Annotated in this window: 33 protein-coding genes; 5 read left to right on the top strand and 28 right to left on the bottom strand. The window is 61.9% G+C overall.

What is annotated here, in order from left to right; all coding sequences use genetic code 11:
- Positions 1–115 precede the first annotated feature (115 nt).
- The 28 genes from gdhA to rpsL form a co-directional block, all read right to left on the bottom strand.
- On the bottom strand, positions 116–1477 hold the full coding sequence (gene gdhA / locus BLS13_RS00940) for an NADP-specific glutamate dehydrogenase (RefSeq protein ID WP_093449005.1): 1362 nt from the start codon (positions 1475–1477) through the stop codon (positions 116–118).
- 405 nt (positions 1478–1882) lie between these two features.
- A complete protein-coding gene (locus BLS13_RS00935; protein ID WP_093449002.1) occupies positions 1883–2530 on the bottom strand; it encodes an adenylate kinase in 648 nt (215 codons plus the stop codon).
- Positions 2527–3894 (bottom strand): preprotein translocase subunit SecY, encoded by a 1368-nt coding sequence (gene secY / locus BLS13_RS00930; protein ID WP_037526501.1) that lies wholly within the window; start codon positions 3892–3894, stop codon positions 2527–2529. Before secY ends, BLS13_RS00935 begins: the two co-directional genes overlap by 4 nt.
- A 107-nt stretch (positions 3895–4001) precedes the next feature.
- Positions 4002–4556, bottom strand: coding sequence for a 50S ribosomal protein L15 (gene rplO, locus BLS13_RS00925; protein WP_093448999.1), 555 nt, complete (start codon positions 4554–4556; stop codon positions 4002–4004).
- 154 nt (positions 4557–4710) lie between these two features.
- Complete coding sequence (gene rpmD, locus BLS13_RS00920) at positions 4711–4887, bottom strand: 50S ribosomal protein L30 (protein ID WP_037526503.1); 177 nt, start codon at positions 4885–4887, stop codon at positions 4711–4713.
- A 6-nt stretch (positions 4888–4893) separates the two neighbouring features.
- Positions 4894–5631: a 30S ribosomal protein S5 gene (gene rpsE, locus BLS13_RS00915; RefSeq protein ID WP_093448997.1), complete on the bottom strand. Its 738-nt coding sequence runs from the start codon at positions 5629–5631 to the stop codon at positions 4894–4896.
- Positions 5632–5985 (bottom strand): 50S ribosomal protein L18, encoded by a 354-nt coding sequence (gene rplR, locus BLS13_RS00910; protein WP_037526506.1) that lies wholly within the window; start codon positions 5983–5985, stop codon positions 5632–5634.
- 1 nt (position 5986) lies between these two features.
- Positions 5987–6520: a 50S ribosomal protein L6 gene (gene rplF / locus BLS13_RS00905; protein ID WP_093448994.1), complete on the bottom strand. Its 534-nt coding sequence runs from the start codon at positions 6518–6520 to the stop codon at positions 5987–5989.
- Positions 6520–6915: a 30S ribosomal protein S8 gene (gene rpsH, locus BLS13_RS00900; RefSeq protein WP_093448992.1), complete on the bottom strand. Its 396-nt coding sequence runs from the start codon at positions 6913–6915 to the stop codon at positions 6520–6522. The genes rplF and rpsH overlap by 1 nt, the downstream gene beginning before the upstream one ends.
- A 12-nt stretch (positions 6916–6927) precedes the next feature.
- Positions 6928–7233: a 30S ribosomal protein S14 gene (gene rpsN, locus BLS13_RS00895; protein ID WP_037526509.1), complete on the bottom strand. Its 306-nt coding sequence runs from the start codon at positions 7231–7233 to the stop codon at positions 6928–6930.
- 37 nt (positions 7234–7270) lie between these two features.
- On the bottom strand, positions 7271–7852 hold the full coding sequence (rplE, locus tag BLS13_RS00890; RefSeq protein WP_093448989.1) for a 50S ribosomal protein L5: 582 nt from the start codon (positions 7850–7852) through the stop codon (positions 7271–7273).
- Positions 7845–8165: a 50S ribosomal protein L24 gene (gene rplX / locus BLS13_RS00885; RefSeq protein WP_037526511.1), complete on the bottom strand. Its 321-nt coding sequence runs from the start codon at positions 8163–8165 to the stop codon at positions 7845–7847. Before rplX ends, rplE begins: the two co-directional genes overlap by 8 nt.
- A gap of 1 nt (position 8166) precedes the next feature.
- Positions 8167–8538, bottom strand: a complete 372-nt coding sequence (gene rplN / locus BLS13_RS00880) for a 50S ribosomal protein L14 (protein WP_037526512.1) — start codon at positions 8536–8538, stop codon at positions 8167–8169.
- Positions 8539–8556: 18 nt separating this feature from the next.
- Positions 8557–8817 carry a 30S ribosomal protein S17 gene (gene rpsQ, locus BLS13_RS00875; protein WP_037526513.1) on the bottom strand — a complete coding sequence of 87 codons (261 nt, stop codon included), beginning with the start codon at positions 8815–8817 and terminating at the stop codon, positions 8557–8559.
- A gap of 12 nt (positions 8818–8829) precedes the next feature.
- Positions 8830–9033 (bottom strand): 50S ribosomal protein L29, encoded by a 204-nt coding sequence (gene rpmC, locus BLS13_RS00870; RefSeq protein ID WP_093448986.1) that lies wholly within the window; start codon positions 9031–9033, stop codon positions 8830–8832.
- Between the two features lies 1 nt (position 9034).
- Positions 9035–9466 carry a 50S ribosomal protein L16 gene (gene rplP / locus BLS13_RS00865; RefSeq protein WP_037526517.1) on the bottom strand — a complete coding sequence of 144 codons (432 nt, stop codon included), beginning with the start codon at positions 9464–9466 and terminating at the stop codon, positions 9035–9037.
- Positions 9467–9529: 63 nt separating this feature from the next.
- On the bottom strand, positions 9530–10225 hold the full coding sequence (gene rpsC, locus BLS13_RS00860) for a 30S ribosomal protein S3 (RefSeq protein WP_037526518.1): 696 nt from the start codon (positions 10223–10225) through the stop codon (positions 9530–9532).
- A 1-nt stretch (position 10226) separates the two neighbouring features.
- Positions 10227–10610 carry a 50S ribosomal protein L22 gene (rplV, locus tag BLS13_RS00855; protein ID WP_037526519.1) on the bottom strand — a complete coding sequence of 128 codons (384 nt, stop codon included), beginning with the start codon at positions 10608–10610 and terminating at the stop codon, positions 10227–10229.
- Positions 10610–10885, bottom strand: coding sequence for a 30S ribosomal protein S19 (gene rpsS / locus BLS13_RS00850; protein WP_037526521.1), 276 nt, complete (start codon positions 10883–10885; stop codon positions 10610–10612). The genes rplV and rpsS overlap by 1 nt, the downstream gene beginning before the upstream one ends.
- A gap of 3 nt (positions 10886–10888) precedes the next feature.
- Positions 10889–11725 (bottom strand): 50S ribosomal protein L2, encoded by an 837-nt coding sequence (gene rplB, locus BLS13_RS00845; RefSeq protein WP_093448984.1) that lies wholly within the window; start codon positions 11723–11725, stop codon positions 10889–10891.
- A gap of 13 nt (positions 11726–11738) precedes the next feature.
- Entirely contained in the window at positions 11739–12053 is a 315-nt protein-coding gene (locus tag BLS13_RS00840) for a 50S ribosomal protein L23 (protein ID WP_037526524.1), read from the bottom strand.
- A complete protein-coding gene (gene rplD, locus BLS13_RS00835; protein WP_093448981.1) occupies positions 12046–12672 on the bottom strand; it encodes a 50S ribosomal protein L4 in 627 nt (208 codons plus the stop codon). Before rplD ends, BLS13_RS00840 begins: the two co-directional genes overlap by 8 nt.
- A gap of 2 nt (positions 12673–12674) precedes the next feature.
- Positions 12675–13421 (bottom strand): 50S ribosomal protein L3, encoded by a 747-nt coding sequence (rplC, locus tag BLS13_RS00830; RefSeq protein ID WP_093448979.1) that lies wholly within the window; start codon positions 13419–13421, stop codon positions 12675–12677.
- Between the two features lie 264 nt (positions 13422–13685).
- Positions 13686–13997 (bottom strand): 30S ribosomal protein S10, encoded by a 312-nt coding sequence (rpsJ, locus tag BLS13_RS00825; protein ID WP_011952197.1) that lies wholly within the window; start codon positions 13995–13997, stop codon positions 13686–13688.
- Positions 13998–14137: 140 nt separating this feature from the next.
- Positions 14138–15328 (bottom strand): elongation factor Tu, encoded by a 1191-nt coding sequence (gene tuf, locus BLS13_RS00820; protein WP_093448976.1) that lies wholly within the window; start codon positions 15326–15328, stop codon positions 14138–14140.
- A gap of 75 nt (positions 15329–15403) precedes the next feature.
- Positions 15404–17479 (bottom strand): elongation factor G, encoded by a 2076-nt coding sequence (gene fusA / locus BLS13_RS00815; protein WP_093448973.1) that lies wholly within the window; start codon positions 17477–17479, stop codon positions 15404–15406.
- 86 nt (positions 17480–17565) lie between these two features.
- Positions 17566–18036 carry a 30S ribosomal protein S7 gene (gene rpsG / locus BLS13_RS00810; RefSeq protein WP_037526531.1) on the bottom strand — a complete coding sequence of 157 codons (471 nt, stop codon included), beginning with the start codon at positions 18034–18036 and terminating at the stop codon, positions 17566–17568.
- 12 nt (positions 18037–18048) lie between these two features.
- A complete protein-coding gene (rpsL, locus tag BLS13_RS00805) occupies positions 18049–18420 on the bottom strand; it encodes a 30S ribosomal protein S12 (protein WP_037526572.1) in 372 nt (123 codons plus the stop codon).
- 280 nt (positions 18421–18700) lie between these two features.
- Here rpsL and BLS13_RS00800 point away from each other — a divergent pair, with 280 nt between their 5' ends.
- From BLS13_RS00800 to BLS13_RS00780, 5 genes are all read left to right on the top strand, one after another.
- Entirely contained in the window at positions 18701–19042 is a 342-nt protein-coding gene (locus BLS13_RS00800) for a lysozyme inhibitor LprI family protein (RefSeq protein WP_093448971.1), read from the top strand.
- 228 nt (positions 19043–19270) lie between these two features.
- Positions 19271–20653 carry an amidohydrolase family protein gene (locus tag BLS13_RS00795; RefSeq protein ID WP_176943373.1) on the top strand — a complete coding sequence of 461 codons (1383 nt, stop codon included), beginning with the start codon at positions 19271–19273 and terminating at the stop codon, positions 20651–20653.
- Between the two features lie 291 nt (positions 20654–20944).
- A complete protein-coding gene (locus BLS13_RS00790; protein WP_093448965.1) occupies positions 20945–21754 on the top strand; it encodes an SDR family NAD(P)-dependent oxidoreductase in 810 nt (269 codons plus the stop codon).
- Between the two features lie 51 nt (positions 21755–21805).
- Positions 21806–22573, top strand: a complete 768-nt coding sequence (locus tag BLS13_RS00785) for an SDR family NAD(P)-dependent oxidoreductase (RefSeq protein WP_093448963.1) — start codon at positions 21806–21808, stop codon at positions 22571–22573.
- Positions 22570–23358, top strand: a complete 789-nt coding sequence (locus BLS13_RS00780) for an SDR family NAD(P)-dependent oxidoreductase (RefSeq protein WP_093448960.1) — start codon at positions 22570–22572, stop codon at positions 23356–23358. Before BLS13_RS00785 ends, BLS13_RS00780 begins: the two co-directional genes overlap by 4 nt.
- Positions 23359–23404: the final 46 nt, after the last annotated feature.

Below are 23404 nucleotides of genomic sequence, written 5' to 3'. Positions count from 1 at the left end.
TCATCGCCGCATAGGGTTCCGCGTCCGTCACGATCTGCACAAGCAAAAGGGCCCCCTCCCGCGCGGGAGGAGGCCCTTTTCCACCTTGCGGCGGGCGATATCGTCCGCCGGCGGATCACACCACGCCGTAAGCCAGCATGGCGTCCGCGACCTTCTTGAAGCCCGCGATGTTCGCGCCCTTCACATAGTCGATATGATCGGAACCGGCCGAGCCGCCATATTCGACGCAGCTCTTATGGATGCCCTGCATGATGTCGATGAGCATCTTCTGCAGATCCTCTTCCTTCCACGAGATGCGCGAGCTGTTCTGGCTCATCTCGAGGCCAGAGACCGCGACGCCGCCAGCATTGGCCGCCTTGCCCGGCGCGAACAGGATCTTCGCATCCTTGAACACATGCACGCCCTTGAGATCGGTCGGCATATTGGCGCCTTCGGACACCGCGAAGCAGCCATTCTTGATGAGCAGCTTGGCATCGTCGCCATTCAGCTCATTCTGCGTCGCGCACGGCATCGCGACATCGCACGGCACCGCCCATGGGCGCGCACCGCCGCCGTGGAACTGCGCACCGGTGAACTCCTTCACATATTCGGAGATGCGGCCGCGGCGCTTGTTCTTGAGTTCCTTGACCCAGTTCACCTTGTCCTGGGTGATGCCTTCCGGATCGTAGATATAGCCTTCGGAGTCGGAGAGGGTGAGCACCTTGCCGCCGAGCTGGTTGACCTTTTCGGCCGCGTGGGTGGCGACGTTGCCCGAGCCCGAGATCACGGCGTTGAGACCGACGAGATCCTTGCCCTTGGTCTTGAGCATTTCGAGCAGGAAGTAGGTCGCACCATAGCCGGTGGCTTCGGTGCGGATCAGCGAACCGCCCCACTCGAGCCCCTTGCCGGTCAGCACGCCAGTGAACTCGTTGGTGATGCGCTTATACTGGCCGAACATATAGCCGATTTCACGGCCACCGACGCCGATATCGCCGGCGGGGACGTCGACGTCCGCACCGATATGGCGATACAGCTCGGTCATGAAGCTCTGGCAGAAGCGCATGACTTCGTTCGAGCTCTTGCCCTTCGGATTGAAGTTCGAACCACCCTTGCCGCCGCCCATCGGCAGCCCGGTCAGCGCGTTCTTGAAAGTCTGTTCGAACGCGAGGAACTTGAGCACGCTTTCGGTCACCGACGGGTGGAAACGGATGCCGCCCTTGTACGGCCCGATCGAATTGTTGTTCTGGACGCGCCAGCCACGCTGAACGCGGATATTGCCCGCATCATCTTCCCAGCAGACGCGGAACGAGATCACGCGATCCGGCTCGGCGATGCGGCGCAGGATCTGATATTTGTGATACTGTTCCTTGTCGCCAATGAAGTCGTAAATGTCTTCGGCAACCTCGGTAACAGCCTGCACAAACTCGGGCTGACCCGGGTTACGCTTGCTCACGCCAGCAATGAATGTCGGCAAGTCGACATGATCGGAAACGGCCATATTCGTCATCCCCCGCATATTTTGTGATCTCAGCCACGCCCTGTGACTCGATCGATGGGATGCTAGCCATCCCGCGAATTGCACGGCTCGGCAAGCCCATTTCGTTACAGAAACTTCTCAGGCGAATAGCGGATAGGCAAAGCCTACCAACAAGATGATCGCAATCAGGATGAACAGCATCACCCAATGGTAGATCTTGCGGATTCCGATGATCAGTAGCGACAACCAGCCCGATACTTCGCGGCCGACGCGCGAAGCTCTGCTCCTTCGCCGTCGCCGTCTTCTGACTGGTTGATCCGATCTCGGCGCCATGCCCATATTCATGCATGAAAAGGCCGGAAAGCCAAGTGCAGCTTTCCGGCCTTCGGCAGGTCCGATAATATCGTCGTCGCAACCTTGACGAAATCAGGTGCCAAGTATCGCATTGATGGCCGCCGAAACCGCCTCCATTGATGCCATGCCATCGACCCGCGAGACCAGGCCGCGCGCCTCGTAGATCGGCAGGATCGGCGCCGTCTTGCCGCGATATTCGGCCATCCGCGTACGAACGGTTTCCTCATTATCGTCTGGCCGGCGCTTGAATTCGGTGCTGCCGCAACTGTCGCAGACGCCATCGACCTTCGGCGTCAGGAACGTATCATGATAGCCCGCGCCACATTTGGCGCAGGTGAAACGCCCCGTAATCCGCTCGACCAGCGCATCCTCATCGACTTCGAGTTCAATCACATGATCCAGCTTGCGATGACGATCGGCGAGCAGGCCATCGAGCGACAAGGCCTGCGCCTCGGTGCGCGGATAGCCGTCGAAGATCACCCCGGTGTCGATCGGCAGCGCATCGAGCGCCTCGCCGATGATGCCGGAAACGATATCGTCGGACACCAGTTCGCCGGCGTCCATCACGGCCTTCGCCTTGAGCCCGACGGGCGACCCGGCCTTGACCGCAGCCCGCAGCATATCGCCGGTCGAAAGCTGCACCATGCCGCGATCGGACACGAGTTTCGACGCCTGGGTTCCCTTCCCGGCGCCGGGCGGTCCCAGCAATATGATATTCAACGCCGCATTCCCCCCTTGAGCTTGGCCTTCTTGATCAGATCACCATATTGATGCGCGAGCAAATGGCTCTGAATCTGGGTGACGGTATCGATCGTTACGTTGACCACGATGAGAAGGCTAGTCCCACCGAGGTAGAATGGAATCTTCGCCTGCGCGAAGAGGAATTCCGGAACGAGACAGATGAATGTCAGATAGGCCGCGCCGAGTACGGTGATCCGGGTCAGCACATAATCGAGATAGTCGGCGGTCGTCTTGCCCGGCCGGATGCCGGGGATGAAGCCGCCATAACGTTTCAGATTATCCGCCGTCTCTTCCGGATTGAACACCACTGCGGTGTAGAAGAAGCAGAAGAAGATGATGCCACCGGCATAGAGCGCCATGTAGAGCGGCGTGCCGTGCTGCAGATACTGGTTCACGGCGATGATGAAATCGCCCCACATGCTCTCGCCAGCGATCCGCTTCCCCGCGAACTGGCTGATCGTCAACGGCATCAGCAGCAGCGACGAGGCGAAGATCGGCGGGATCACGTTGGCGGTGTTGATCTTGAGCGGCAGGTGGCTCTTGTCGGCCTGCATATGCCCGCGCGCGGTCTGGCGCTTCGGATACTGGATCAGCACCCGGCGCTGCGCGCGCTCCATGAACACGATGAACGCGACCATCCCGACGACGAGGATCAGCACGCCGATGATCAGGATCGGCGAGAGCGATCCGGTGCGGCCGCTCTCGAACACGTTGGCGAGCGCGGTCGGCAGCTGCGAGACGATACCGGCCATGATGATCAGCGACACGCCGTTGCCGATGCCGCGGCTGGTGATCTGCTCGCCCAGCCACATCAGGAACATCGTACCACCGATCAGCGAGATCACCGTTGTCACGCGGAACAGATAGGGGTCGACGATCACCGCTTCGAGCCCGGCGCTGGCGCCCCAGCTCTCCAGACCCACGGCGATGAAATAGCCCTGGATCGCGGTTAGCAGCACCGTGCCATAACGCGTGTACTGGTTGAGCTTCTTGCGGCCGCTTTCGCCTTCCTTCTTGATCGCCGCGAGCGTCGGCGACAGCGACGTCGCGAGCTGGATCACGATCGAAGCGGTGATGTACGGCATCACGCCAAGCGCGATCAGCGACATACGGGTCAGCGCGCCACCCGAGAAGGTGTTGAAGAAATCGAGCACGCCGCCCTTGGTCGTATCGAACAAGGTCTGCAGCGCGCGGGGATCGAGGCCCGGCAGCGGCACATGGCTGAGCAGACGGAAGACGATCAGCGCGCCGAGCGTGAACCACAGGCGCTTCTTGAGATCGCTCGCCTTCGCGAATTGCGACAGGCTGATATTGGCGGCCATTTGTTCAGCGGCGGATGCCATGAGATATTAGACCCCGAAAATGGAAACGGCGGGGGAGCGTTTGTCGCCCCTCCGCCGCCTCATATAGTGTGTGATCCGGCCTTGTCTAAGACCGAATGCAAGGCGGCTCAGGCTTTCGCCGCGGCCTTCTTGGCGTCCTTGTCGGCGGCCTTCGCCTTCTGGACGACGCGATGCTTCGCCTTGTGCTTGTCGGCAGCGGCGATCACTTCGATCACCTCGACCGATCCACCAGCGGCTTCGATCGCGGCCTTCGCGCCGGCGGAAACGCCGGACACGTTGAACGAGAGCTTCGCGGTCAGCGCGCCCTTGCCCAGGATGCGCACGCCGTCCTTGCCACCACGGGCAACGCCGGCTGCCTTGAGCGCGGCATGATCGATCACGCCGTCGGTTGCCAGCGAACCGGCATCGACCAGCTTCTGGATCGCGCCGAGATTCACCTCGGCAAAGTCCTTGGCGAAGATATTGTTGAAGCCGCGCTTCGGGATCCGCATGTGGAGCGGCATCTGACCGCCCTCGAAGCCGTTGATCGAGACGCCACCGCGGCTCTTCTGGCCCTTCTGGCCGCGCCCTGCGGTCTTGCCCAGGCCGGAGCCGATGCCGCGCCCGACGCGGACCCGGCTCTTGCGGGCGCCTGCATTATCGCGGAGATCGTTCAGTTTCATGTTGTGCACTCGCTTTCGCTATGTTCGCGCTGAAATGAAATGTCCCTCCCCCGCGGACGGGAGAGGGATATCGAGATGGAGCGACGTAGCGCGAAGATCGCGTACGTCAACCCCAACTCCCCCACTTGCCAGGCAAGAGGGGTTTTAGTCGGGGTTAGCCCTCGACCTTTACCATATGATGCACCTTCTTGATCATCCCGCGGACCTCGGGGGTATCCTCGAGTTCACGGGTGCGGTGCATCTTGTTCAGGCCGAGGCCGATCAGCGTCGCGCGCTGGTTCGGCGTGCGGCGGATCGGCGAACCGGTCTGCGTTACCTTGATGGTGGCCATCGTCGATTACTCCGCAATCGCCGCCGCTTCGGCTTCGGCAACCGGGGCAGCAGCACCGCCACGACCCAACAGGTCGGCGATCCTCTTGCCACGGCGCTGAGCGACCGACTTCGGCGAGGTCTGTTCCGTGAGCGCTTCGAACGTCGCACGGATCATGTTGTAGGGATTGTTGGTGCCGACCGACTTGGTCACGACATCATGCACGCCCAGGCTTTCGAAGATGGCGCGCATCGGGCCACCCGCGATGATGCCCGTGCCCGACGGGGCAGCGCGCAGATAGACGCGACCGGCGCCGAAATGGCCCATGCCGTCATGGTGCAGGGTCCGGCCCTCACGGAGCGGAACGCGAACCATCGCCTTCTTGGCAGCAGCCGTCGCCTTCGAAATGGCTTCCGGCACTTCGCGCGCCTTGCCATGACCGAAGCCGACCCGGCCCTTGCCGTCGCCGACGACGACGAGTGCCGCAAAGCCGAAGCGCTTGCCGCCCTTTACCGTCTTCGAGACGCGGTTGATGTGGACGAGCTTTTCGATCAGCTCTTCGCCCTGCGGCTCGTCCTTGCCACCCTTGCGGTCGTCACGACGGCCACGATTGTTGCCGTCACGACCACGGCCACCGCCGCGGTTGTCACCGCCGCCCGGGCCACGACCACGTCCGCCGCGCGGACCGCGGCCACCTTCCGGCGGAGCGGAAGATGCTGCGACGACGTCGGAGCCGCCGCCCTGGATTTCGGTTTCGTCAGCCATTTAAAACTCCAATCCGCCTTCGCGGGCCGCATCGGCCAGTGCCTTGACGCGACCATGGAACAGGAAGCCACCGCGATCGAACACCACCTTGGTGATGCCCGCTGCAACGGCGCGCTCGGCAACCTTCTTGCCGACCGAGGCAGCCGCCTCGGCGGTCGCGCCGGTCTGCTCGCGCAGATCCTTGTCGAGCGACGAAGCGGCGGCCACCGTGCGGCCGGCCTGATCGTCGATGACCTGCGCATAGATGTGACGACCCGAGCGATGGATCGACAGGCGGGGCCGCATATTGCCCTTGGCACGGAGCGCGGTGCGAACGCGCTGACGGCGGCGATCGAAAAGTGAAAGCTTGGCCATGTTACTTCTTCTTCCCTTCCTTGCGGAAGATGAACTCGCCGGCATATTTGATGCCCTTGCCCTTATAGGGCTCCGGCTTGCGCCAGCGGCGAATTTCGGCGGCGACCTGGCCGACCTTCTGCTTGTCGATGCCCGTGATGTGCACGGTCGTCTGATCCGGCGTCTTGATCTCGATCCCTTCCGGGATCACGAAATCGACGTCGTGGCTGTAGCCGAGCTGCAGCTTCAGGTTCTTGCCCTGGCTGTTCGCGCGATAGCCGACACCCGTGATGTTCAAGGTCTTCGTGAAGCCCTCGGTCACGCCCGTCACCAGGTTCTGCACCAACGTGCGCTGCATGCCCCAGAAGGAGCGCGCCCGCTTGGTCTCGTTGGCCGGGAGGACCTGGATCTGGCCGTCCTCGACGGCATAGGTCACTTCCTCTTCGAGGCCGAGGGTCAGAGTGCCCTTGGGGCCCTTGACCGACAACACACGACCATCGATCGCGGCGGTGACGCCTGCCGGAATGGCAACCGGCTTCTTACCAATGCGGCTCATCAGAAGACCTCCGCGAGAACCTCGCCGCCGACATTCTGCTCGCGCGCTTCCGCGTCGGACAGAACACCCTTGGGCGTGGAGACAATGGTGATGCCCAGGCCATTACGGACGCGCGGCAATTCCTTCGAACCGGAATAGACGCGACGGCCAGGCTTGGAGACACGGGCGACATGCTGGATCGCAGGCTGCCCTTCGAAATATTTCAGCTCGATGCGCAGGCCATCATGGCCGGCAACGTCTTCCGCGCTATAGCCACGGATGTAGCCTTCGCGCTGGAGCACGTCGAGGACACGGGCGCGCAGCTTGGAAGCGGGGGAAACCACGCTGTCCTTGCGGGCACGCTGCCCGTTGCGGATGCGGGTGAGCAAATCACCCAGGGGATCGGTCAGAGCCATGTTCTTCTATCCTTACCAGCTCGACTTCGTAACGCCGGGGATCAGGCCCTTGTTGGCCAGATCACGCAGCTGAATACGGCACAGCCGGAACTTGCGGTAATAAGCGCGGGGACGGCCCGTGAGCTCGCAACGGTTGCGGACCCGGGTCGGGTTCGCATTCCGGGGCAGCTCGGCCATCTTGAGGCGAGCGATCAACCGCTCGGTCTCGTCCTTGCTCCGATCGTTCGCAACCGCCTTGAGGCGTGCATATTTACCCGCATAAGCCTTGACCAGCTTCTTGCGCTTTTCGTTCTTGTTGATCGAACTCAGTTTCGCCATGACTTAAGTTCTTCCTTTCGCAGGAAGCAGGGGCCGATCAGGCCGCCTGCTTCTGATCCTGATTTTCCACCGGGAACGGGAAGCCGAACAGACGCAGCAGCTCGCGCGCTTCGTCGTCGGTCTTCGCCGTGGTCGCGATGATCACATCCATGCCGCGGACATTATCCACCTTGTCGTAGCTGATTTCCGGGAAGATCAGCTGTTCCTTGAGGCCGGTGGCATAGTTGCCGCGGCCATCGAACGACTTGGGGTTGAGTCCACGGAAATCGCGCACGCGGGGAAGCGCGACCGTCACGAAGCGATCGAGGAATTCGTACATCCGCTCGCGGCGCAGCGTCACCTTCGCACCGATCGGCATGCCTTCGCGCAGCTTGAACTGTGCGATCGACTTCTTAGCCTTGGTGACGACGGCCTTCTGACCGGCAATCGCCGTCATTTCGGCGGCGGCCTGCTCGACCTTCTTCTTGTCCTGCGTCGCTTCACCCACGCCCATGTTCAGGACGATCTTGGTGATCTTCGGGACTTCCATCGCGTTCTTATAACCGAACTTCTCGGTCATCGCTGCGACGACGGTGTCGTCATACAGCTTCTTGAAGCGCGGAATGTAGGCATCAGCCATTGATCGTCTCCCCGGACTTGACGGCCACGCGGACCTTCTTGCCGTCCTTGGTCTCGAAACGAACGCGGGTCGCCTGACCGGTCTTCGGATCGGCGATCGCGACGTTCGACACATGCAGCGGCGCTTCGAAACGCTCGAGGCCACCCTGCGGGTTGGCCTGCGATGCCTTGCGATGGCGCGTGGCGATGTTCACGCCCGACACGATCACCTTGGAGTCCTTCGGGAACGCCTTGGTGACTTCGCCGGTCTTGCCCTTGTCCTTGCCGGACAGGATGACGACCTTGTCGCCCTTCTTGATCTTCAGCGCGGACATTTCACAGCACCTCTGGCGCGAGCGAGATGATCTTCATGTGGTTCTTCGCGCGAAGCTCGCGAACCACAGGGCCAAAAATGCGGGTGCCGATCGGCTCGCCGCTATTCTTGTTGATCAGCACGGCAGCATTGCCGTCGAAACGGATCGTCGATCCGTCGGCGCGATGGATGTCCTTGGCGGTGCGGACGATGACGGCACGATGCACGTCACCCTTCTTCACCTTGCCGCGCGGTGCAGCTTCCTTGATCGAGACGACGATAACGTCGCCCACGGTCGCGAAACGGCGCTTGGAACCACCCAGCACCTTGATGCACTGCACCCTCTTTGCGCCGCTGTTGTCAGCGACCTCGAGGTTCGTCTGCATCTGGATCATTGTTCAGACCCTTCCAAATCAGGCGTGGGTGGACGTCGCGTGTGTATCCACACGGTCGACGACCTTCCACGACTTCAGTTTCGAAATCGGCGCGCATTCTTCAATGCGAACCGTCTCACCCTCACGAAAGGCATTCGCCTCGTCATGAGCGTGGTACTTCTTCGAACGCTTGATGATCTTGCCGTACAGCGCGTGCTTCACGCGCCGTTCGACCTTCACCACAACGGTCTTGTCGGTCTTGTCGGAGACCACCGTACCCGTCAGCACGCGCTTCGGCATGGCTGGTGCTCCTTACTTGGCAGCCGCAGCGGAGCGCTGCGTCTGCAATGTCTTGATCTGCGCGATCGTGCGACGCACGACACGCACCCGCGACGGCTTCTCGAGCTGGTTGGTCGCAGCCTGGAAGCGCAGGTTGAACTGCTCGCGCTTCAGCTCGCCCAGATCAGCCGAAAGCTGGTCGTCGGTCTTTGCTGTGAGATCAGCGATCTTCGCCATCTTACTGTTCCTCGTACACGGACTCGCCGAAGCGAGCGACGACCTTGGTCTTGATCGGCAGCTTCTCCATCGCACGCTCGAAAGCGACACGGGCGATGGGACCAGGCACGCCATCCAGTTCGAACAGGATGCGGCCGGGCTTGACGCGGGCAGCCCAGAATTCCGGTGAACCCTTACCCGAGCCCATGCGGACTTCGGCAGGCTTCGACGAAACCGGAACGTCCGGGAAGATCCGGATCCACAAGCGCCCCTGGCGCTTGATGTGACGGGTGATCGCGCGGCGAGCCGCCTCGATCTGACGCGCCGTGATGCGATCCGGCTCCAGAGCCTTCAGGCCGAAGGCGCCGAAGTTGAGCGTCGCACCGCCGGGGGCGTTGCCGTGAATGCGGCCCTTATGGGCCTTGCGGAATTTAGTGCGCTTTGGTTGCAGCATTTTTTATCGCCTTCTGACACCGATTGTCCGGTCGATCAGGCGACGCTGATAAGGGGGAACCCCTTATCGCGCCGGCCGGACCCCCGACGTCTGAGCTTCCATCATCAACCGATCCTGAGCGAGCGGATCATGGCCCAGGATCTCACCTTTGAAGATCCAGACCTTGATACCGCACACACCATAAGCGGTGTGGGCTTCGGCTTCGGCATAATCGACATTCGCGCGGAGCGTGTGCAGCGGCACCCGACCCTCACGATACCATTCGGTGCGCGCGATCTCTGCACCGCCGAGACGGCCGGCGCAGGTGATCCGGATGCCTTCGGCACCCAGACGCAGCGCGGCCTGCACGGCGCGCTTCATCGCGCGGCGGAAAGCGATACGACGCTCGAGCTGATCGGCGACGCCCTGTGCGACGAGCTTCGAATCGATTTCCGGCTTGCGGATCTCGACGATGTTCAGCGACACGTCCGACGAGGTCATCTTGCCGAGCGCACGGCGCAGCTTTTCGATGTCCGCGCCCTTCTTGCCGATGATCACGCCGGGGCGTGCGGCATAGATCGCGATGCGGCACAGCTTGGCCGGACGCTCGATCACGACCTTCGAGATCGCGGCCTGCGGGATCGTCTTCATGATGTACTTGCGGATCCGGAGATCCTCGAGCAGCAGACGACCATAGTCCGCGCCTTCGGCGTACCAGCGGCTGTCCCACGTGCGGTTGATCTGCAGCCGCATGCCGATGGGGTTTGACTTCTGACCCATATTATTCAGCCTCTTCCTGCTGCTCGCGCACGACCACGCGAAGACGCGCGAACGGCTTGATGATGCGGGTCGACTTGCCGCGACCGCGGGTGGCGAAGCGCTTCATAACGATCGACTTGCCGACCGAAGCTTCCTTCACGACCAGCGCATCCACATCGAGATTGTGGTTGTTTTCGGCGTTGGCGATCGCCGAGGCGAGCACCTTGCGAACGTCGATGGCCATGCCCTTCTTCGAGAAGGCCAGGATGTTGAGCGCGTCGCCGGCCTTGCGGCCACGGATCAGCGCGGCCACCAGATTGAGCTTCTGCGGGCTGCCGCGGACGGTGGTGGCGACCGCAAGGGCCTCCTTCTCACCAACCTTGCGGGGGGATGCTGGCTTCGACATCAGCGCTTACCCTTCTTGTCGGCAGCGTGGCCGGGGAAGTAGCGCGTCGGCGCGAATTCACCCAGCTTGTGGCCAACCATGTCCTCGTTCACCGAAACGGGAACGAACTTGCGACCGTTATGCACGCTGAACGTGAGTCCAACGAACTGCGGCAATATGGTCGAACGACGCGACCAAGTCTTGATCGGGGCGCGAGCGCCGCTGTCCTGAGCGCCTTCCGCCTTCCGAAGAAGGTGAAGATCGACGAACGGACCTTTCCAGACGGAACGGGCCATGGATTACCTCTTCTTCTTCGCGTGACGCGAACGGATGATGAACTTGTCGGTCGACTTGTTGGAACGCGTACGCGCACCCTTCGTCGGCTTGCCCCAAGGCGTAACCGGATGACGGCCGCCCGAGGTCCGGCCTTCACCACCGCCGTGCGGATGGTCGACCGGGTTCTTGGCAACGCCGCGGGTCAGCGGGCGGATGCCCAGCCAACGATTGCGGCCGGCCTTGGCAAGGTTCTGGTTGGCGTTGTCCGGGTTGGACACCGCACCGACCGTGCACATGCAATCCGAGCGGATATAGCGCTGCTCACCCGAATTCAGGCGAACCATCACCATGCCCTTGTCGCGACCGACGACCTGCACATAGGTGCCTGCCGCACGGGCGATCTGGCCGCCCTTGCCGGGCTTCATCTCGACATTGTGGACGATCGTGCCGACCGGAGCCTGGCCGATTTCCATCGCATTGCCGGGCTTGGTGTCGGTCTTCTTGGCCGCAATGACCTCGTCGCCAACAGCAAGACGCTGCGGTGCAATGATGTACGACAGTTCGCCGTCCGGATATTTCACCAGCGCAATGAAAGCCGAGCGATTGGGATCATATTCCAGATGCTCGACGGTCGCAGGAACATCCCATTTACGACGCTTGAAGTCGATGATGCGATAGCTCTGCTTGTGACCGCCGGCGATGCCGCGCGCTGTCGCGTGGCCCATATTGTTGCGGCCGCCCGACTTGTGCTTGCCTACGGTCAGCGCCTTGACGGGCTTACCCTTCCAGAGGCTCGACTTGTCGACGAGGATCAGGCCGCGGCGTGCCGGGCTGGTCGGATTATAATGTTTGAGTGCCATGGTGCCCCGAGCCTCAAATACCGGTGGTGACGTCGATGGACTGGCCGGCGGCCAGCGTCACGATCGCCTTCTTGATGTCGGACCGCTTGTAGGGCTTGCCCTTCCAAAGCTTGCTCTTGCCCTTGGCGACGATCGTATTCACGCCCGTCACCTTGACATTGAACAGTGCCTCGACAGCGGCCTTGATCTCCGGCTTGCTCGCATCGCTCGCAACCTGGAAAACAACGGCGTTATGCTCCGAAAGCAACGTCGACTTCTCGGTGATGTGGGGCTTGAGCACCACATCATAGTGGCGGTTGTCCACCACGGCTTCCTGCTTCTTAGCCATTGAAGCGCGCCTCCAGCTTTTCGACCGCGGCGCGCGTGAGCACCAGCGTTTCATGCTTCAGAATGTCGTAGACGTTCGCGCCGACCGCCGGGAGAACGTTGACCTTCGGGATATTCGACGATGCCAGCGCGAAGCCGGCATTGACCTCATCGCCATCGATCACGAGCGTGGTGTTGCCGAAGCCCAGCTTGGCGATCTGTGCGATCAGCGCCTTGGTCTTGGCATCCTTGAGCTCGAGCGTGTCGAGGATGATCAGCGTGCCGTCCTTGACCTTCGACGAGAGCGCCATCTTCAGGCCGAGCGCACGAACCTTCTTGTTCAGCGACGGATTGAAATCGCGAACGCGCGGGCCATGGGCCTTGCCGCCGCCGATGAAGATCGGGGCGCGGCGATCGCCGTGGCGAGCCGTACCGCCGCCCTTCTGGCGACCGAACTTCTTGCCGGTGCGGGCAACATCCGAACGCTCACGGGCTCCGCGGGCGGTGCCGCGACGCTTTTCGAGCTGCCAGGTAACGACACGGTGCAGGATGTCGGCGCGGGGCTCGATACCGAATACGGCATCGTTGAGCTCCAGATCGCCAGCTTCCGCTGCGTCGAGGGTCTGAACTTGGATTTTCATGATCAGCCCTCCTGGCCTTCGGTCGCTTCCGGAGCGACGTCGGCCGGAGCCTCGGTCACGGGAGCGTTGGTGTTGGCGGCGCGCAGGCCGGCGGGATAAGGCGCATCGGCCGGACGGGCGATCTTCACCGAGTCCTTGACGAGCAACCAGCCCCCCTTCGATCCGGGCACGGAGCCCTTCACGTAGAGAATGCCGCGCTCGGCGTCGGTCTGGACGATCTCGAGGTTCTGCTGGGTGCGCTGCTTGTCACCCATGTGGCCGGCCATCTTCTTGTTCTTGAAGACCTTGCCCGGATCCTGACGCTGACCGGTCGAACCGAGCGAACGGTGCGAGACCGAGACGCCGTGGGTTGCGCGCAGACCGCCGAAGCCCCAGCGCTTCATACCGCCCTGGAAGCCCTTGCCCTGCGTATGGCCAGAGATGTCGACGAACTGGCCTGCGACATAATGGTCGGCGGTGATTTCCGCGCCCACGTCAAGCAAGCCATCTTCCGACACGCGGAATTCGGCGACATAGGCCTTAGGCTCCACTTCGGCCTTGCCGAAATGGCCGCGCTCCGGCTTCGTAAGATTTTTGGCCTTGGCCGTGCCGGCGCCGAGCTGAACCGCGACATAACCATCACGATCCGCTTCCTTGCGGGCAACAACCTGAACCTTTTCCAACACCAGAACGGTTACCGGCACATGCCGACCATCGTCCTGGAACAGACGGGTCATCCCCATCTTCTTCGCGATCACGCCAGTGCGCATGATCTGCTCCCTTCATCCAGAGGCTCGCGTTAGCGGCGAGCGTGCCCAATAAAGAAGGCCCCGGTCGTAAAACCGAAGCCTCCAGCCCAAGTCGATTTGCCCCCGCCCGGGCTGGATATCCGCATCGCTGCGAAAAGGCGGGGACTCAGCAACGGCAACGCCGTTCGGTATCCCTTATCAGGTGTCGCTTCGGATCAGTTTCGTTGGAGAAACGCCTGAAACGACACACGCGAGAGCGACTCGCTCCCGCGTGGAGGTGGCCTCTTAGGCCAGTTTGATCTCAACATCAACACCCGCTGCGAGATCGAGCTTCATCAGCGCGTCGACGGTCTGCGGGGTGGGCTGAACGATGTCCAGCAGGCGCTTGTAGGTGCGCACTTCGAACTGCTCGCGCGACTTCTTATCGATGTGCGGGCCACGGTTGACCGTGAACTTCTCGATGCGGGTGGGCAACGGGATCGGACCACGGATGAGGGCGCCGGTGCGGCGGGCGGTGTCTGCGATGTCGCCAGTGGCCTGATCAAGTACGCGATGATCGAAAGCCTTCAGACGAATACGAATATTCTGCGTTTCCATGGTTCCACCGATGCGAAAGAGCCGAGCCTTCCAAAGACAAGGCGGCCAGATCGGCCGCCTTCGCCTTCGTCGAGGCAAAAAATCTGTAGGTAAAGCACACCGCCCGGCTCCCTCAGGGAACCGGGCGGTGCAGCCCTATATTACTTGGTGATCGCGCTGACAACCCCTGCACCGACGGTGCGGCCGCCTTCACGGATCGAGAAGCGCAGGCCCTCTTCCATGGCGATCGGGGCGATGAGCTTGACGCCGAGCTGAACGTTGTCGCCAGGCATGACCATCTCGGTGCCCTCAGGCAGCTCGACGGTGCCGGTGACATCGGTCGTGCGGAAGTAGAACTGCGGACGATAGTTCGCAAAGAACGGCGTGTGACGGCCGCCCTCTTCCTTCGACAGGACGTACACTTCCGAGGAGAAGTCGGTGTGCGGCTTGATCGAGCCCGGCTTGCAGAGAACCTGACCACGCTCAACGTCGTCACGGCCAACGCCGCGGAGCAGCGCACCGATGTTGTCGCCCGCCTGGCCGCTGTCGAGCAGCTTGCGGAACATTTCCACGCCGGTCACGACCGTCTTGCGGGTATCCTTGATGCCGACGATCTCGACTTCCTCGCCAACCTTGACGACGCCGGTCTCGACGCGGCCGGTGACCACCGTGCCGCGGCCCGAGATCGAGAACACGTCTTCGATCGGCATCAGGAACGGACGATCGAGCGGACGCTCCGGCTGCGGGATATATTCGTCGACGGCAGCCATCAGGCGGAGAACGGCGTCATGGCCGATCTCGGGCTGCTTGTCTTCGAGCGCGCAGACGGCCGAACCCTGGATGACGGGGATGTCATCGCCCGGGAAGTCGTAGGACGACAGCAGCTCGCGGATTTCGAGCTCGACGAGCTCGAGGATCTCGGCGTCGTCGACCAGATCGACCTTGTTCATGAACACGACGAGCGCGGGAACACCAACCTGACGGGCGAGCAGGATGTGCTCGCGGGTCTGCGGCATCGGGCCGTCGGTCGCGGAGACGACGAGGATGCCGCCGTCCATCTGCGCCGCACCGGTGATCATGTTCTTCACATAATCGGCGTGGCCCGGGCAATCGACGTGCGCATAGTGGCGCGCGGTCGTCTCATACTCGACGTGGGCGGTCGAGATGGTGATGCCACGCTCGCGCTCCTCGGGAGCCTTGTCGATGTTGGCATAGGACGTGAAAGTCGCGCCGCCGGTTTCCGCCAGAACCTTGGTGATGGCAGCCGTGAGCGACGTCTTGCCATGGTCAACGTGGCCGATGGTGCCGATATTGCAGTGCGGCTTGGTCCGCTCGAACTTAGCTTTAGCCATTTTTGCCTCTTCTTCTCGAATCAAATGCCGAGCGCGCCGCCCGATGCGGACGCGCTCATAGTTACAATTTTTGGATTATGCCAGCTTTGCCTTGACCTCTTCGGCCACATTTGCCGGAACTTCTTCGTAATGCGAGAACTGCATCGTGTACTGGGCCCGGCCCTGGGTAAACGAACGCAGCTGGTTCACATATCCGAACATGTTCGCCAGCGGCACCATCGCCTCGACAACCTGTGCGTTGCCGCGGGTATCGGTGCCCTGGATCTGGCCACGGCGGCTGTTCATGTCGCCGATCACGTCACCCAGATAATCCTCAGGCGTCACGACCTCGACCTTCATGATCGGCTCGAGCAGCTTGATGCCGGACTTCTGCGCCGCTTCGCGCATGCCGCCACGGCCCGTGATTTCGAATGCCAGCGCCGATGAGTCGACGTCATGGTAGGCGCCGTCATAGAGGGTCGCGGTGAAGTCGATGATCGGGAAGCCGATCAGTGAGCCCGACGCCGCGATCTCGCGGATGCCCTTTTCGACCGACGGGATATATTCCTTCGGAATATTGCCGCCCTTGACCTCATCCTTGAAGATGACGCCCTGGCCGCGCTCGCCGGGTTCGACGGTGAACTTGATGCGGCCGAACTGGCCCGAGCCGCCCGACTGCTTCTTGTGGGTGTAATCGACATCGACCTTGCGGCCGATCGATTCGCGATAGGCCACCTGCGGCGCACCGATGTTCGCCTCGACCTTGAATTCGCGCTTCATGCGATCGACGAGAATTTCGAGGTGGAGTTCGCCCATGCCCTTGATGATGGTCTGGCCGCTCTCATTGTCCGAAGACACGCGGAACGACGGATCCTCGCGGGCGAGACGATTGAGCGCGACGCCCATCTTCTCCTGGTCGGCCTTGGTCTTCGGTTCCACCGACAGTTCGATCACGGGCTCGGGGAATTCCATCCGCTCGAGGATGATCGGGGCGTTCAGCGCGCAAAGCGTGTCACCGGTCGTGGTATCCTTGAGGCCCGCGAGCGCGACGATGTCGCCTGCGAACGCTTCCTGGATGTCCTCGCGGCTGTTCGCATGCATCAGCAGCATGCGGCCAACCTTTTCCTTCTTGTCCTTGACCGAGTTCAGGACGACCGAAGCGGTATCCATCTTGCCCGAATAGATGCGGGCGAAGGTCAGGGTGCCGACGAACGGATCGTTCATGATCTTGAAAGCGAGTGCCGACATCGGCGCGTCGTCGCGCGGAGGGCGCGAGTCCGGGGTCTCGCCGTCAAGCTTTAGACCTTCGACGTCCTTGATGTCGAGCGGCGACGGCAGATAGTCGACAACGCCGTCGAGCAAAGGCTGCACGCCCTTGTTCTTGAACGCCGAACCGCACAGCACCGGCACGAACGAGAAGTTGAGCGTGCCCTTGCGGATCAGCGCCTTCAGGGTGGCGGTGTCGGGGATGGTGCCTTCGAGATAGGCCTCCATCACGGCATCGTCCTGCTCGACCGCCATTTCGATCAGCTCGGAACGGGCAACCGCAGCGGCCTCGGCGAGATCGTCGGGGATTGCCGAATATTCGAACTTCGCACCCAGCGATTCTTCGAGCCAGATGATCGCGCGATCCTCGACCAGATCGACGAGGCCCTTGAAGCCGCCTTCGATACCGATCGGCAGATACAGCACGGCAGGACGCGCGCCGAGGCGATCCTTGATCATCTGCACGCAGCGTTCGAAGCTCGCGCCGGTGCGATCGAGCTTGTTGACGAAGCACATGCGGGGCACGTGATATTTCTCGGCCTGGCGCCACACGGTCTCGGACTGCGGCTCGACGCCGGCAACGCCGTCGAAGCAGGCGACCGCACCGTCGAGCACGCGCAGCGAACGCTCGACTTCGATCGTGAAGTCGACGTGGCCGGGGGTATCGATGATGTTGATCCGGTGATCGTTCCAGAAGCACGTCGTGGCAGCCGACGTGATCGTGATCCCGCGCTCCTGCTCCTGCTCCATCCAGTCCATCGTGGCGGTGCCCTCATGGACTTCGCCGATCTTGTAGGACTTGCCGGTATAATAAAGGATGCGCTCGGTGGTCGTCGTCTTGCCGGCATCGATGTGGGCCATGATGCCGATGTTGCGATATTTGTCGAGCGGATGGCTGCGGGCCATGATCTTGAACTCCGATGCCGGGAGACGGGCCTGATGCCCGCTCCCGGCGATATGGGGACTATCTGTGACGCTTTAAAGCGCCGCCGTTACCAGCGGTAATGCGAGAAAGCGCGGTTCGCTTCGGCCATGCGATGCGTGTCTTCACGCTTCTTGACCGCGTTGCCGCGATTGTTCGCCGCATCCATCAGCTCGCCCGAAAGGCGGGCCGCCATGGTGCTTTCCGAACGCGAGCGCGCAGCCGAGATCAGCCAGCGGATCGCGAGCGCCTGCGAACGATCGGGGCGAACCTCGACCGGCACCTGATAGGTCGCACCACCGACGCGGCGGCTGCGGACCTCAATGCCCGGCTTCACGTTGTTGAGCGCGTCATGGAACACGCCGATCGGCTCGCGCTTGGCGCGGGCTTCGACGGTTTCGAGCGCACCGTAAACGATGCCTTCTGCAGTGGACTTCTTACCGTCGAGCATGACGGAGTTCATGAACTTCGAGAGAATGACATCTCCGAATTTCGGATCGGGGAGAATTTCGCGCTTCTCCGGGCGACGACGACGTGCCATTTTCTTCTATCCTTACTTCGGACGCTTCGCGCCGTACTTCGAACGGCTCTGCTTGCGGTCCTTGACGCCCTGTGTGTCGAGCACGCCGCGGAGTACGTGGTAACGCACACCGGGAAGATCGCGCACACGGCCGCCGCGGATCAGGACCACCGAGTGCTCCTGAAGATTGTGGCCCTCGCCCGGAATGTAGCTGATCACTTCGCGGCTGTTGGTCAGGCGAACCTTCGCAACCTTGCGCAAAGCCGAGTTCGGCTTTTTCGGGGTCGTCGTATAGACCCGGGTGCAAACGCCGCGCTTCTGCGGGTTCGCCTCCATGGCGGGAACTTTCGAGCGCTCTTTCTGCGGCTCGCGACCCTTGCGGATCAGCTGATTGATCGTTGGCATGAAGCCCTTCACCTCTAAGGAGTTACTTTACTGGTGCCCGAAATACGCCTTTTCGCATGCCCGGAAACCGGACCAGCGGAAATGCACAAAGACCCCGGCGGTCGAAACCGACCTCCCGGGCCCTAACACGCATCAGCAATGTTCAAGCTCAGCCCAAAGGCGCAAACCGCCTCTGAGCAGGGCGCGCCTATAGGACAGGAGTCGGAACGGGTCAACGGGGAGTCTTGGAGGAACCTGAAGGAGACGCGGCAGTTTCCCGAGGACAACGAGAAATCCGAAAATGCCCTGCCTGATCGTCATACTGGCACTTCTTTCGATCGCTACGAGCGCCCACGCCGCCAGCTTCGATTGCACAAAGCCCCTCCGGCAGGACGAACGCACGATCTGCCATACCATGCGTCTCAACGACCGCGATGTCCGGATGGGGACGCTCTATGCGCTCGACCTGCGCTTTGTGCCGATGGGTGGCAGGGAAATATTGCGGCGCGACCAAGCGAAGTGGCTCGAGAGCCGGCGATTCTGCCGGGCAAACATCGCCTGCCTCAGTCCCGCCTACGAGGGGCGGATGGCCGACCTGCGGCAGATCATCGACATGCGAGTCTATCCGCATGGGCCGTTTTGAAGGCTCGCCCCACGGAGCCAACCTGCCAGGAATCGCGCTTCTCAGAGGTTTCCGGCATTCCGCGATGACCGCTGCTCCGCTGCATTATCGCTGCCACAAGCGGGCGCCATCGGAAAATGTGCGTGTTCGTTCGAAATAAGTGTACATCTATGTACACTTATTCTAGGTTGACCCAATATCGGAGACGATCATGAAGTCTCCGAAGAACGGATCGCTACGGAGATGGACATGGAAAAACTCACAATCGTTTCGGTCGATGGCCATGCGCAGATGCCGCCCGAGGCCTGGCCGAAGTTTCTCGACAAGCGCTATCACGATCATCTCCCTGCGCTGATCAAGGAAAATGCCAGCTACACGAAGATCAGCGGGCACTTCCTCGGACGTCTGCACAATTCAGACCTCTACGACATCTATGATACCGACCACGCGCTGCGCAATGGCGGCATTATGGGCGTCTGGAATTGCAAGACGCGCATCCAGGAAATGGACCGCGAAGGCATCGCCGGCGAATTCGTCTACAGCGGTGACCCGCGCGCTTCGGGGCTGTTCTATCAGTCTTCGAACTGGACGACCACGATGGAGCTCTGCCAGGCGGGCGTGAAGGCCTACAACCGCTGGCTGCTCGACGAATTCGGCTCCGAGTCCGACCGCCTCTTCCTCATCGGCATCATCGGCTCGGCGCCCTGGCGCGATGTCGATGAGATGATCGTCGAACTCGATTGGCTGGCCGATCATGGCTTCAAAGCCACCTCGGTGCCCGGCTTTACCGCCTATCCCGGCCAGCCACCGTTGTTCGACAAATATTGGGATCCGTTCTGGGCCCGCTGCCAGGAGCGCGATATCACATTGTGGATGCACGCCGGCCAGGGCGAAGGTCAGGGCGAACTGGGCTCGATCTTCCAGCGCATTGGCGACCAGATCGACGAGGAAACAGGCGATGTCGGCACGGCGGTCGACAAACTCGCCAAGGAATTCTTCAAGGGCAAAATCTTCTCCAGCATCAAGCCGCGCCGCGCGATGTGGCAGATGATGATGGGCGGTGTCTTCGATCGTTTCCCCAAACTGCGGCTGATGTTGAGCGAGATCTATGGCGACTGGCTCGGGCCGACGTTCAAATATCTCGACGAACAATTCGAGCAGAACCGCGCCAGCCTGCCCGCCAGACTGAAACCGAGCGAATATTACAAGGCGAACTGCATGAACGGGCTGTCGTTCATCCGCCGCTGCGAAGTCGACCTTCGGCATGATCTGGGCGTCGAGCGGCTCGCCTTCGGGCGCGACTATCCGCATGGCGAGGGCACCTGGCCCAACACGATCCCGTGGCTCCGCGACGCACTCGGCGGCGTTCCGAAGGATGAGGCAATCGGCATCATGGGCGGCAATGCCATGCGCTTCCTGAAACTCGACAAGGCCCGGCTCGACGCGATCGCGCAGCGTATCGGCCCGTCGATGGACGCGGTCTTCGGCGAGCATCCCCCGCTCCCCGACAAGCTGATCGCCCACTTTAACAGCCGCGCCCAATATCTGGGCGCACCCGAGTGCGAAACGCGCATCCCCGAAATAGACCGCGCAATGAAGGAAGATCTCTGGCGCGCCAAGGCGTTCGCCTGACTGTTTCCCCGGACAGACGGAACCATCAGCGCGGTTGAAGGAAGAGCAGAGCATCGCCCGTTAAATAATCTCAAGGCGGTGCACGCATGATGTTAAGCCCAGCAGCCCTCAACAGGAGGGCTGCTGGGTTTTTTTCAGGACCCGCGACGCTGCCCCTAGGAGTGGAGGAGCGATGAGGGTCGAAGGGCCTCGGATAGATGCCATTGCTCGTGCCTCGATGCTAAAATCACATGTGCAACGGCACCTTGGCAGAGCGCAGACTGCTAAAAAATACCGATTAGGAGAAAGGCTATGCCGGGCAGACTTGCCGGAAAGGTCGCTGTCGTCACCGGGGCGACGGCCGGGATCGGCCTCGGTATCGCAAAGCGCTTTGTCAAGGAAGGCGCCACCGTCATCTTCAATGCACGCCGCGCTGATCGGGGGACGGCCGCCCAGCAGCAACTGCGCCAGCTGGCCCAGGGGGGCGAAGTGCATTTCGTCCAGGCCGATGTCAGCGTGCGGGAGCAGGTTGAGGCCGTAATCGATCGCGCGCTGAACGGCTTTGGCCGCGTCGATGCGCTGGTGAACAATGCCCAGCGTTTGGTAACGGTCAAGCCGATCATGGTGAAGCCCGATGAGGATTACCAGAACGCACTGGACGGCGGATTTTTCGCGTCGAAATGGGCGATGCAGCGCGCTTTTCCTGCCATGCGCGATCAAGGCGGCGGCAGCGTGGTCAACATGACCTCGGGCTGGGCCTGGCAGGCCCCGGTCAACGCCAGCGACTATGCCGCCACGAAAGCAGCGATCGAGGCGCTGACGCGCAGCGCAGCCAACGAATGGGGACGCTACAACATCAACGTCAACGTGATCGCGCCCTACGCGAAATCGAAAAGTTGGGACAAATACGCAGCGGCGAACCCGGACGCGGCAAGGCTTTCCCAGGCCAGCAACCCGCTCAAGCGGGCAGGCGATCCGGAGTTCGATCTTGGCAACCTGGCGCTCGGCCTTGTGACCGAGGAAGCCCGGTTCATCACGGGGCAGACCTTCGATGGAAGCGGCGGCGCGTTCTATCTTCGCAGGACGCATTCTTCGACGGAAGCCTGGACCGGCAAGATGTGATTCCACGCCCTTAACCCGCGAAGACGACATTTCCTTGATGGAGCGAACGCTATGAACCGCTTGCAGGGCAAAAAGGCTCTTATCATCGGAGAAGATCCGATAACGTTCGCCATTGCGGCACGCTACGCTGCCGAAGGAGCTTCCGTCACCCTGCTCGGCGAAGGGCCGATCCTGGCGGCGGCACTGCTGGACAATGTCGTGACCGTCGCGATCGCCGGCGCCGACGGCGAAGCAGTCGGCGCGACGATCGCCAGTGCGGCGGGCGCTTCGCTCGACATCCTGGTTCTGGGCGGCACCGACCTTCCCGAGGAAACAGACTGGGTGCCCGTATCCCGGCTCACTGTCGAACGGTTGCGCGGGCTCGAGGATCGGCTTGTCGTGCGCGCGCTGATCGCGCTTCAGGCTTGCGAGACGGCGCTGCGCGCTGGTGGCAACTCCAGCATCATCTTCCTCTATTCCCCGGCCGGAACCTATTCCGAGGGGGGCTGGGCCGATCATACCATTGCCTATCACGCCCGCCACGGGCTCATGCGCGCCGTGGCGGCGGAATGGGGGCCGGTCCGTGCCAATATGCTCGTCCCCTTCGCCGATACGCGCGGCTTCCAGGCATTCCGCCGGCGTAATCCCGAACAGGTCGATTTCCGCGTCTCGGTCACGGGAATGAAGCGCGTGGGCGATCCGGTGCGCGACATCGGCGGTGCGGCGGTGTTTCTCGGCTGCGACGATACGCAATATGTGACCGGCATGATGGTCTATGCCGACGGGGGAGCGCATATGACGATACCGACCATCGAAACGCAGATGGCGGCCGCATCATGAGCGGCACGATCTGGAACTTCGCCGGAAAAACTGCGCTGGTTTCGGGTGGCGCGACCGGCATCGGCGAAGCGATCGTGCGCAAGCTTGCCGCCGCCGGAGCGCTTGTGGTGTTTTCCGATCTGAACGAAGCCGCAGGCGGGGTACTGGAACGCGAATTGCGGGAACGCGGCGCCCATATCCGTTTTGTGGTCAGCGATGCGACCGACGAGTCGCAGGTCGAGGCCCTCGTGGCCAATGCCCTGTCGGTCGGCGGGGCGCTCGACATGGCGATCAACAATGTCGGCGGCATCGCCAAGCGCGCCGGCGATCACGGCAGGATCAGGCTCCATGAAACCAGCCTCGAGGCCTGGCGCGCGACGGTCGATCTGAATCTGACAAGCTGCTTTCTCGGAATGAAGCATCAGATTCCGGTGATGGTAGCGGCCGGCGGCGGCGCGATCGTCAATCTCACCTCGCTTGCCGGGATGCGCTACTCCGATGGCGCAAGCCCTGCCTATGCCGCCGCCAAAGCAGGGGTGATCCACCTTACCCGTTATGCTGCCGTCATGCATGCCACCGACCGCGTACGGGTAAACGTGGTCGCACCCGGGCTGACGGCGACCAAGGCGATGCTTGCCAACATGCCTGACGACGAAACGCGAAGGATGCGCGCCGCACGCCTGCCGATGAAGCGCATGATCGATCCCGCTGAAATTGCCGATGCCTGCCTGTGGGCCTGCTCGGAAGCGGCTACCGGCGTGACCGGCCTGACGATTCCGGTCGATGGCGGGACTGCGGCGCTTTAGAATGATTTCGAGCCAGGCTTAACCACTGGAGACTGCAAGAAGCCCC

Source organism: Sphingomonas sp. YR710 (assembly GCF_900101455.1).
GTDB lineage: Bacteria > Pseudomonadota > Alphaproteobacteria > Sphingomonadales > Sphingomonadaceae > Rhizorhabdus.
Note: the sequence above shows the minus strand (reverse complement) of the source record. Positions and strands in the feature narration are given on the sequence as shown.